Here is an 11,225-nt window from a genome sequence, read left to right on the forward strand (position 1 = left end):
GCCACCTCATAGACGGCTGCCTCACCGAGACCGGCCTGACCATCCGACCTGCCTGATCAGCAGCACGACATCCCGAGTTCAACCTCAGTAACCGGACGGAAATTCCTGTGCGGAAATCCTCAAGGCAGGAACGCCCAGACGCAGGCGGCCAGCATCGGGACGATGAGTAGGTCGAACCATCCGTAGCGAAGTTTTCTCGCTGCCGGTATTTTTTCCGTTTCCCCAGTCTTCTGCGCCCGAAGTACCGCATGCCTGAGATCCCGCTGGGCCTGGTTCGCTCTCTTGCCATCGAAAACAGAACGCGTCATGGACCATGGCATCACTACCCCGATGCCCTCCAGTTCGATTGCGCCACCTCTGCCGCTCCTGCCGAGCAGGCGCACTTGATCCAGCCCCGCACCATAGGTGAAGAGGGGGTTGCACACCTTCACTTCGGTATCACTCCATTCAACGGACGGAGTGATGCCGATTCGGATGAGAATCCAGCTCACTCCGCACGGTAGGGACAGTGCAAGAGATACATCCCAAACGTCTTTCGGTGCACCGGAATCGAAAAGAAGAAAGTAGACGGCGACAGCCGCCATTGTCGCCTCCATTGCGATGGAGACAGAGAAGATAACCCTGTTCCTGTAGTGCACTCTGTATTCCCCAATGATGCATGTCCGGCATGGGCGTTTGTTGTTGGCGTGGTTTGTGTAACTGAGGAGGTGCTGAGAGTTCCTCCTCATCCTCTTGTGATCCTGTTAATGGAGAAAGTCGCCAGGGGTGCCGCACGAATCGTACGGCACCCCTGGTTGTTATCGGAAGCTGCCTAGCAGTAGCGCATTTTCCAGCTCATACCGCAGGTGATCGTTCCGGTGTAGACGTTGCCAGCGTAGTTGCGGCCGGTCCGTCGGTATGAGGTGCGCTTCGCGTGAGGGCGCCGTCCCGCGGCATGCCTGCCGCCTCGGGAGTAGCCTCGGCTCGACTTCCACCAGGAGCCGGCGGCGAATCGTCCCGCGCCGACGCCGAACGCGGTCCATGCTGCGGACTTGGCCGTGGATCTCCAGTACTTCTTCGTGCGCCATCGCCCTCCTCGGCCGTCGGCTATGGACGTGGCGGCGAAGACGGCGACGCTGGCGACGGCGCAGGCTCCGGCGGACGCGACGATGCAGGCGGCGGTGGCGCCGTATCCGGCGTAGGTGCGCCAGTTTCTGCGGACGTGGCGGCCGGCGCGCTTGAAGCCGCGCTTGACCTTCTTCCAGCTCCACCACTTGCCGTCGAGGTCGTAGCGGTTGAGCGGGTCCCCGTTGACGTACTCGTAGGCGTTGGCACCGCCGCCGTAGACCGGGTCCATGGACAGGAATCGGCCGGTGGCGGGGTTGTAGAGGCGCACGCCCATGAGTGTGAGGCCGGTGAGGGTCTCGCTGGAGCGCTGTTTGCCACCGAGCCAGTTGTAGCGGGTGGCCGCCTGGCCGGTGCGGGGGTTGCCGTACTCGTCGCTGTCCAGGGCGACGGGGGCCTTGGAGGTGTCCAGCGGGAGCTGGAGGGCCACGTCGCCGTGGATGGTGGTGAACTGCAGGACGGTGTCGCCGGTCTTGCTTGTGGTGGCACCGAGGTCGCCGGAGGCGGAGTCGACGTTGCGTGTCAGGGATCCGGTGGCGGTGTCCTCGGTGATCCAGCGGGGGTTGTCGCCGTCACCGTCGTAGTGATTGACCTTGGACTGTTCCTGGGTCCAGGTGCTGCCGCTGCCGGTCTCGACCTTCCAGGAGCGGAAGCGCAGGTTGGCGTCGAGCTGCCAGGTCTGGCGCTTGCCGTTCGCGGTCTGCTGGTGGGCGAGGTCGTTGGCGTAGTAGCCGATGGTGCCGTTGCCGGGTGCGGTGGTGGTGCGGCCGAAGGCGTCGTAGATGTAGCCGGTGTCGAGGAGGCGGTCGGCGCTGTCGTAGGTGTGGTTGGTGGTGGTGCTTCCCGTGGTGGAACAGTCGGTGCCGGGGGCGCCGGTCGCGGTGGTGAGGGACTTGCGGTTGGTGCGCTGGTCGAAGGTGTAGCTACGGCGGGTGCACTCGGTGTTCCAGGTGTCCTCGACCGTGGTGAGGCGCCCGGTGGTGTCGTAGCGGTAGGTCTGGTCGGACCAGCCTGCGTGCGATGCGACTTGGCCGTGGATGGATTCGGTTACGGTGTCGGAGTAGACGATCGTGCTGTCGCTGTCGCGGGTGTACGTGCGGTCGGTGGCCGCGCCGGTGGTGTCCTCGGTCTGCTTGAGGGTGTATCCGCCGGGCAGTTTCTCACTCGTCACGGAGCCGTCGGCGTCGTAGGTGGCCTGGAAGGTGCCAGCGATGGAGTCGGTGGTCTTCGTGGCCATGCCGCGCGGCTCGATGGCCGTGTCGTAGGTGAAGGTGACGGTGGACGGGACGTTGTCGGTGGCTTTGACCGGCCGTCCGAGCAGGTCGTACTCGGTGGTGGTGGTGCCGCCGTCGGCATCGGTGTAGGAGATCTGGCGGCCGAGTTTGTCGTACGCCTTGGTGATGGTGCCGCCGGTAGGCGAGGTGGTCTTCACGGCCTGGCCGGTGGCCGGGTCGTACTCGGTGGTGGATTCGGGGACCGCCTGGCCGATGCCGCCGGTGATGGCGACCTTGGTCTGGCGGCCGGCGTTGTCGTACGTGGTCGTGGTGGTGCGGGTGACGCCGTTGGCGGTCTCGGTGACCTTGCCGGGGTTGCCCCACCAGTCGTACTCGGTGGTGGTGCTCGGCAGTCCGGCCGGGTTGCTGCCGCCGCCGGTGATCGCACCCGCCGGGCCGGTGGAGCAGACCAGGTCGGCCCACTCCGGGCGCCCTGCACACGTGCCGGTTCCGGTGGCGGACCAGTACGTCGTCACCCTGGTGGCCGCATCCGTGCCACTGGCACCAGGTAGGAGCTGCTTGATGGTGCGGCCCTGGGCGTCGTACTCGGTCTTCGTGGTGATGGCCAGCCCGCCCGGGTCCTGGACGCTCTGGGTAGGCAGGCCCTTGGCCCAGTCATAGACCGTTTGGGAGCTGCGGGTCTCACCCTGCACGCCGGGGTGCTCACGCACCTCGGCACCGGTGATGACCTTGGTGACCTGGTCCTTGACCTTGGCTGTGCCGTCGGTCGGCCGGCCGACGTCGTATTCGTTGACCGTCCAGGTCCGGGCGGTCACCGAGGTGCCGGCCGGGACGAGGGTGGTGGTGCCGGACTTCAGGTCGGCGGTGAGGTCGATGCGGCGCAGCGGTCCGAACTCTTCGAGCTCGCGGGTACCGGCCTCGTTGTAGAGGGAGCGGGTGGCCAGCAGGTCGGCGCGTTCGCCGGCGGTGAGCTGGGCGATACCCAGATCGGCCTGGACGGCCCTGTCGTCCGCGGTGAGGCCGAGGGCGACGGCCCGGTTGGCGGCTGACAGTTCACGGACGGTGTTGCCGAACCGGTCGTACTCGGTGGTGGAGATGTGCCCGCCGGGTGTGGCGGAGTTGATCTCGCGTCCGGACACGCCCAGGTAGTGCACCTCGGCCCGCTTGTAGTCGCCGGAGGTGAGCGAGCTGCCGGTGTGGGACGTGGGAACGGCGTCGGCTGGGAAGACTGCGGCGGCATCCGTGGGAGCGTCCAGCTGGCCCCACGCCTTCACGCCGGAGGCGTCCATCGTGTACGGAGCCGCATTGCCGCTCAGCGGAACGTCGTAGACGACGCTGTAGTGCGCCTCGCCCTCGACGGTGTCGACGGTGCCCTGCTTCAGCCCCGGGCGGGACGCTTTGAGGAGCATGCCCTCACCGGCGGTGGCGGCGTTGCCGGCCTTGCCGTAGGTGAACGTCCAGGGCAGCTCGCCGGGCGGGGTGAACTTGGTGACCCGTCCGGCGGCGTCGTAGGCGTACTCGGACTTCTGCGTGGCGCTGATCTGCGGGTTCCATGCCTGGCGCAGGCGGCCCGAGGTGTCGTACTCGTACATCTGGGTGGACTTGGAGGTCGCCGCTGCCGCACTGGGAGCGGTGGACCACAGGCGAATCTCCTTGACCTGTCCGCTGTGGTCACCGAACACCGAGGTCGTGGCGGTGGTGGAGGTGGCGTAGACGAACTCCACCACGCGGCAGCCCTTGGTCGCCGGGTCGGCGGTGCAGGCGGCCGCGGTCGTGGCCGAGGTGGCGCCGATGATCCGCTTGGGGCGGGCCAGCTTCTTGCCGTCCACGGTCACGGTCTCGGAGATGACGGTGCTGGTGGAGTTGGACAGGCCGTCCAGCAGGGTGCTGGAGACCTGCCAGGTGGTGGCGGCCGCGTCGGGCTTGGTGAACTCGGTGACCGTGCCTTCGGTGTCGGTGAGCGTGAACGAGCCGGTCACTCCGCCCTTGAGGGTCAGGTCTTCCGAGCCGGGCTCGGGGATCCAGCCAGTCTTGCCGGCGTTGGCGGTGAAGTGGGTCTCTTCGCCCTCGGAGTCGACGACGGCCACAGCGGTGTCGGACACCTTGCGGATGTGGGAGAAGTCCGAGTCCGTCATCTCCGCGACGGTGCCGGTCACCCACTCCTTGCCGAAGATCGGTGCCTGGCCTTCCTGCTTCGCGCCCTTGTCCGGGGTGCGTGACGAAGCAGTGCGCGAGATCGAGAGGTCGAACGCGGATGTGTCGGTGGCGGAGAGGGTGTAGTCGCCGGTGAGGAGGTTCACCGTTCCCGGTCCGACGTTCTCCGACGCGGCGCCGGAGGCGTTGCGGTCCACGACGACGGTGAGTGGTTCGGTGCTGCCCGAGGCGGAGTTGGGGCCGGTGAAGTCGGCCTTGATCTGCACGCTGCCGTCGGGGTCGACGGTGCTTGTCGTGTTCCAGACCAACGGGGCGTTCTTGCCGCCCGTCATCGGGACCGGCCAGGCGGTGAGGGGGGTTCCGCCTGAGGTGACGTCGGTCGCCGGGATTTTCACCCACGGGTCGGCTTCCGAGCGGCGCCAGGAGAAGGAGACGTTGTCGTACTTGGCGGCGTCGGCCTCGGCGGCCAAGGGCAGGCGGCGTGCGGTGCGTTCACCGTCGCCGGGCTGGATGAACCCGCCGGGGCCCGCGTGGAAGGTGTAGTCGATGGCCTCGGACTTGTTGTCGGCCTTGTCGACGGCCCGGACCTGGAGGGTGTGGGTGCCGTCCTTCGGCGGGGTGAGGCTGATGGCCTTGTCGGTGCTGGAGCCCCCGGTGGCGGCCTTGGTCCAGGTCACACCGTCGAGGGACCACTCGAGCCAGTGGTGGTCGCTGCCGGCGGGCGGCGTGACGGTGAACGTGCCGGCCTGCCCGGTGCCCTTGACCCACTTGTCCGACGGGTAGTCCGTCGAGACGATCTTCGTGGGCGCCGAGGGCGCCTTGGTGTCGACGGTGAACGTCTTCCATGCCGACCAGCCCACGTTGTAGTGGCTGCCGTCATAGGGCGAGGTGCGGAACTTGTACGTCTTGCCGTCCGTGAGCATCCCCGTGGGGAGGGTCACCGAGGCGACCTGCCCGGAGGGCACGTACGGGGAGACGATGACGTTGCCGACCTGCGTGTTGGTGGCGTTGTCGAAGACCTGGAAGGTTCCGTTGACCTTGTCACCGTCCGCGTCGACGAACGTGTCGCGCAGCGTCGGGGTGAGGGTGTTGACGGTGTAGGCGCCGCCGTAGGAGAAGTACGGCGGGCCGGCCTCCTGCTTGGTGCCGGTACGGGGCCGGTAGTTGTAGGTGACGACGAGCTTGGGCGGGTTGGTGGCGGCGTTGGCGGAGTTGACGCGCTTCCACTGCGCGGTCACCGTCTCGCTCGTCGCGCGCAGACCCATGTGCCCGCGGGCGGCCTTGGCAGAGGCCCACTCCTGGACCAGGGTGGACACGTCGGCGTTGATCCACCCGTCGGGCGCCGAGGTGCAGGAAGGATTGCCCTTGGTTTCGGTGGAGGTGGCCTTCTTGGCCGTCCACGCAGGCTGCGCGGTCCAGCGCGAGGAGGTGGAAGCGGCGCCGGTGGACCACACTTCCCACGGGTACGCCTTGCAGTCCGTGTTGCCGGAGTGGAAGTTCCACAGCGACAGCTTCGCATCCGTCACCAGCGCGTCGGAGATCGGCGCGGTGTTCCAGGAGATGAACGACCGGGCGGTACGCGGGGTACCGTCGGCGTTCTTCGTGCCCGGGTTGCCCAGGTCGAGTTCGGTGTCGGTGGACCAGTCGCGGGTCTCGCCCTGCTGGACGTAGGTGTCGAAGACATTGGAGAGCGCCGACGTGGACGGGTCCACGATCACCGGGTACTTGGTGGCGGGGTCCGCGAGGAACTTCGCGTCAGGGGTGACGACCAGGTCGATGGTCGCCCCCTTCTTCACGACCTTCATCGCCACCGGCACGCGGCGGGTGTGCTCACCGGAGCGTTCGTCGACGGTGGAGTCCCACATCACCGGCGCGGGCATCACCGCGGTCTTCTTGTTCTTCTTGTCCGTGAACACCACGCTGCCGTCGGCCTGCTGCTTGGCTTTCAGGCCCTTGGCCTTCAGCGGCAGCGTGTAGGTGTAGCCGTCCGTCGTGGGCTTCTGCTTGATCTCGACGTACTGCTCGAACCCGGTACGCGTCGCCTCCACGACCACGTCCGCGCCGGGAACGGCGTTGACGTACTCGGCACGGTTGCCGTCCAGCTTCGGGGCGGGCAGACCGCCCTTCCACTGCAACGTGATCTGCTCGTCACCCTCACCGAGGGTCACCAGGTCGGTGGCCTTGGCCGCCTGCGCCGCCCTCAGCGAAGCGGCCGTGGTACCGGCCTTGCCGGACAGCTTCAGACCCTGCGGGTGCGCCTTGGGCTCCACTCCGCCATCGGACACGCTGACGAGGTCGAGGTCGACATCACGCCAGTCACCGGTCGTCTCGTCTTCGAAGCGGACCGGACCGGCCGTCAGCTCGGTGGTGAGCGATCCGTCCTTGTTGGCCCAGGTCGTGGAGGTTTCCGTGCGCTCCGACAGCGCCTCGACCCGCTTGCCGGACAGCCGGGCGGCGACGCGGGCGGACGGTATGTCCGCGGCCTGCGTGACGGCCGTCGGCTTCTGCGGTGCTGCGGGTGCCTGGCGCTGGGTGGCCAATGCGATGGTGCCGTCGAGCAGCGTGACGGACAGGGCCAGGGCAAGACTCCCCGCTATGTAGCGCAGACTCCCCCCGGACCAAGGCCGCCCGCGCTCCTCCGGCGCAGGTATATGCATCGTCATGATTCCTCGGTCTCGTAATCACATCTGCATCACCCACGTGATGCAGATGTGACGGTACTGAGGGGTAAAAGATGGATTACTGAGACAAGGGGGGCAAGATCGACCTCGGAGTTCCTGAAAGTAAAGTGACGTTCGTCTCTTGCGTGTCCGGTGTGGCGAGCGTTTCCCTTTCGGCTGCATCCTGGATGCGCCCGCGCAAGGGGCATTTCAGCCTGGTGTGAGCCGGCACGAGGGGCTCGTGTGAGGGATGTATGTTCCTTCAGGTGTGCGCCCTGCGCGGGCATTTGGGCTCTGCCGCTCTTGGGTGCGGACGGATGAGTTGAAGGGGTGGTGCTGCGTGAAGCGGCGAAGAATCGCAGGGGGCACGGCTGCTGTCGTGGCGGCGGGGATATCCGGTGTGCTGGTGTTCCAGTCGGTGACCGGCAGTCCTGTGGGAAGTACCGCAGCGGACGCCAAGTCCGGTCCGGTGAAGGCCGATACGCGCACGGCCGTACTGCGGGCGAGCGTTGACGGGCGCCAGGCATCGCTGCGGCAGGTCAAGGTGAAGCCGTTCAGCATGCTCGGTATCACCTGGACCGACCCGGCCGCGGTCGTCAGCGGCACGGTCGAGGTTCGTACCCGCGCTGCCGCTACCGGGCAGTGGTCGCGGTGGCTGACGTTGGACGGTGACAGCGGCCCGGGCGAGAGCGGCGCCCTGCGGGGCGGCACCGAGCCGGCCTGGGTCGGTCCGTCCGATGGCGTCGAGGCACGGGTCAACTCCGGCGGGAAGGTGTCCGTCGGTCTGCCGACCGGGCTACGTCTGGACATGATCGACCCTGGTCAGGGGAGCGTTTCGGCCATGGAGCCGGCGGCGTTCAGCGTGGAGGAGAGCACGCCCCCGCCGCCACTGGATCCCTCGGCTACGGCAGACCCGGAGGAGAGCCCCACTACGGCAGATCCGGAGGAGAGCCCCACCGTTGCCCCGGAACCCTCGGCGAGCGACGAGCTGAGCACCGAGCCGACGGTGAGCGAGCCGGCACCGGAGCCGACATCGTCGACCAGCACGCCGACCCCGTCGGCGCCACCGTCCCCCTCTGTCACGGCGAGCCCCGCGCCGACGTCGACGGCGCCGACCGCGCCGCCCTCCACCGCCCCTCGCCCGCCCATCACCTCCCGGGCCGAATGGGGGGCGGACGAGTCGATCAGCCCCGAAGCCCCTGGCTACCTGCCCGGCGGCAAGGTCAAGGCCGTCGTGGTCCACCACACCGCCGAGTCCAACAGCTACAGCTGCGCCGACGCATCCAACGTGGTCCGCGGCATCTACGCCTACCACGTCAAACAACTCGGCTGGAAAGACATCGGCTACAACTTCCTCGTCGACAAGTGCGGCACCGTCTACGAGGGCCGCAAGGGCGGCGTCGACCGCCCCGTCATGGGCGCGCACGCCTACGGCTTCAACGCCGAGACCACCGGCATCTCCGTGCTGGGCACCTACACCGACGCCGCACCTGCCGCAGCCGCGATGACCTCGGTCGCCCGGATCGCCGCGTGGAAGCTCGGCCAGTACGGTGTGGACCCGGCCGGCACCACCACCCTCACCGCCGGAGACAGCGGGCGCAACTACTTCGGCAAGACCTGGGCCAAGGGCGCCCAACTGCCCTTCCCCGTCATCCATGGCCACCGGGACGGATACAACACCCAGTGCCCCGGCAACGCCTTCTACAGCCAGCTGGCGACGATCCGCTTCTGGGCCGCCGGCCCGGTCACCGGTCTGAGGGTCACCTCACTCACCGGAGCCGGTGTCTCCGGTTCCACCTACTACACCAAGGCCGCCGTCACGGTGAACTGGACGGCCACCACCCCGCCTTCGCTGATCAGACAGTACGAGCTGCTGGTCGACGGCAAGCCCGTGGCCACCGTGCCGGGCACCGCGACCTCCGCCAAGGCCACTCTCGCCCAGGGCACCCACAAGGTCGCCGTACGCGCCGTCCACCAGGCAGGCACCACAGCCACCTCCGCGGCAGCAACCGTGATCGCCGAGACCACCGCTCCCACCTTCACGACCAAGCCCGCCCTCTCACTGCGCAACGGCACCGTGAACACCGCGGGTGTCCCGCTCACCCTCGTCTGGAAGGCCACCGACACCGCCGCGCTCAAGGAAGTCCGCCTCACCGCCCCCGTGGCCCAGACGTACGGGCCGTCCACCTTCAGCGCCGCCCACACCGGCAAATCAGGCCTGGCGAGCACCTGGTCCATGACGGCCTACGACCAGGCGGGCAACGCCGCGACGGCATCCGCCACCGGTACGCCCGTGATCCTGCAGGAGACCGCGGCCGTCAAGTCCGGCACCTGGGCAGTCAGGTCATCCACCAGCTACCTGGGCGGCAAGTCCTTCTCCAGCTCCGCCAAGAACGCCAGCCTGACCTGGACCTTCACCGGCAAGTCCGCGGCCTGGGTCGTCTCCCGCGCCAACACCTCCGGCCAGGCCCACATCTACGTCGACGGAGTCAAGACCGCGACGGTCGACCTCAAGTCCTCCACCACCAAGTACCGCGACGCGATCTGGACCAAGACCTGGGCGACCAGCTCCAAGCACACGATCAAGATCGTCGTGGCCGGTACCTCCGGGCGCCCGACCATCACCACCGACGGACTCGTCTACCTCAAGTAACGGGCGCACCCCGTCACCCACTCATACGTGGCGGGTCACGTACAACCCTTCGCCACTCTGGCTTGTCATGTTTACGGCCTCACCCGTGTCCCCCATGGTCGTACTCGGGCGGCCTCCCAGCCTTCGTGCCGTCCCCGACCGGCACCCAGACTCCGTAAAGGTCTCCATGAAGCTCCGCCGTGCCATGGCTGTCGCCGCAGCGACCGCCGTCCTCACCCCGCTCACCCTCCTGTCCGCGACAGCAGCGGTCGCGACACCCAGCCCCACCCCGACAGCCTCCGAGACCTCCCCAGCTCCGGAGGAGTCGGAAACGTCGCCTGCACCTCAGGAGTCCGAGACCTCGCCCGCCCCTCAGGAGTCGGAAACATCCCCGGCTCCTGAGGAGTCCGAGACCTCGCCCGCACCGGAGGAGTCCGAGACCTTCCCGGCTCCCGAGGAGAGCGCGACGACGCCTGCTCCCTCCGCGACCCCGACGTCCCCGGCGGACATATGCAACGGTGAGGAGGAGCCCACGCTCGACAAGAACCTGCGTACCACCTTGTCGGGACTGCCCTCCAAGGTCGTCGCGGGAAGCGGGTTCCACGGCTTCCAGCTGAATGTGGCCAACAAGGGCGACAGCGCCTACAAGCGTGTCGACCTCGGCGTGTTCGCCGCCCAGGTCGACACCGACACGTGGGAGGAGACCACCGGTCACCTCACCCTGCAGTTCAAGAACCCCGACACGGGCCAGTGGACGGACATCTCCCTGGACGAGAACGACGAAGGAGCCGGCTACCTCGGCTACACCGACGTCCGCGCCCAGGAGTCCTTCTCCATCGACATGCGCCTGAGCGTCGGCAAGAACGCCCCCGAAGGCTTCGGCTTCGCCATCAGCATCGGCGTCTACGCCGATGACAAGGGCAACTGCGTCTTCGCCGGCACTGACTCCTTCTACGAGTTCGACATCCTCGCCGCCGACGCCGAACCCGGCGACGTCAACGACGCCGAACCCCAGGAAGGCGGCAAGAAGCCCCTTCCCGTCAAGCCGGCTGGTGGCACCGAGATCAACCCCGAAGGCACCCTCGCCCAAACCGGATCCGACTCCAACCTCCCCGTCATCGCGACCATCGGCGGCATCGCGATCCTCGCCGGCGCCGGCGTCGTCTTCGGCCTCAAGCGCCGCCGTCCCAACGGCACCGTGGCAGCCTGACGACCCCGCAGGGTGCCTCCCCACCCCGGTGGGGGAGGAACCCTGCGGACTTCACCCTCTCCGGCCCGCTGCCCGACCATCTCGCGCCCCGTTGCGCCTGACCGAACTCGACCAGGGCACCGGTGCCCCCACCTTTGGGCTTGATCCGCTTTGACGGACATTCGAGATCAGGGGTTCGTCCCCGGGAGGATGTCCATCATGGAGAGCATGGGGAAGAAGAAGCCTCGCCC

The 11,225-nt window shown here is 67.6% G+C and carries 4 protein-coding genes; 2 read left to right on the forward strand and 2 right to left on the reverse strand.

Annotation, left to right across the window (positions count from 1 at the left end):
- Window positions 1-119 precede the first annotated feature (119 nt).
- Window positions 120-584, reverse strand: coding sequence for a hypothetical protein (locus ACGF2Y_RS36370; RefSeq protein WP_392956325.1), 465 nt, complete (start codon window positions 582-584; stop codon window positions 120-122).
- Window positions 585-811: 227 nt separating this feature from the next.
- Window positions 812-7,066 (reverse strand): RHS repeat-associated core domain-containing protein, encoded by a 6,255-nt coding sequence (locus ACGF2Y_RS36375; protein WP_392956331.1) that lies wholly within the window; start codon window positions 7,064-7,066, stop codon window positions 812-814.
- A 427-nt stretch (window positions 7,067-7,493) separates the two neighbouring features.
- On the opposite strand from ACGF2Y_RS36375, the gene ACGF2Y_RS36380 reads away from it, so the two are divergent.
- Both ACGF2Y_RS36380 and ACGF2Y_RS36385 read left to right on the forward strand, forming a co-directional pair.
- Complete coding sequence (locus tag ACGF2Y_RS36380; RefSeq protein ID WP_392956328.1) at window positions 7,494-9,806, forward strand: N-acetylmuramoyl-L-alanine amidase; 2,313 nt, start codon at window positions 7,494-7,496, stop codon at window positions 9,804-9,806.
- A gap of 166 nt (window positions 9,807-9,972) precedes the next feature.
- A complete protein-coding gene (locus ACGF2Y_RS36385) occupies window positions 9,973-10,995 on the forward strand; it encodes an LPXTG cell wall anchor domain-containing protein (protein ID WP_392956329.1) in 1,023 nt (340 codons plus the stop codon).
- The last annotated feature ends 230 nt before the right edge of the window (window positions 10,996-11,225 follow it).

The organism is Streptomyces sp. NPDC048142, from assembly GCF_043202835.1.
Taxonomy (GTDB): Bacteria; Actinomycetota; Actinomycetes; order Streptomycetales; family Streptomycetaceae; genus Streptomyces.

Excerpts from the sequence above, each read along its gene's own strand:
- ACGF2Y_RS36370 (WP_392956325.1), bottom strand. The coding sequence starts at position 584 with ATGGCGGCTGTCGCCGTCTACTTTCTTCTTTTCGATTCCGGTGCACCG.
- ACGF2Y_RS36385 (WP_392956329.1), top strand. The coding sequence starts at position 9,973 with ATGAAGCTCCGCCGTGCCATGGCTGTCGCCGCAGCGACCGCCGTCCTC.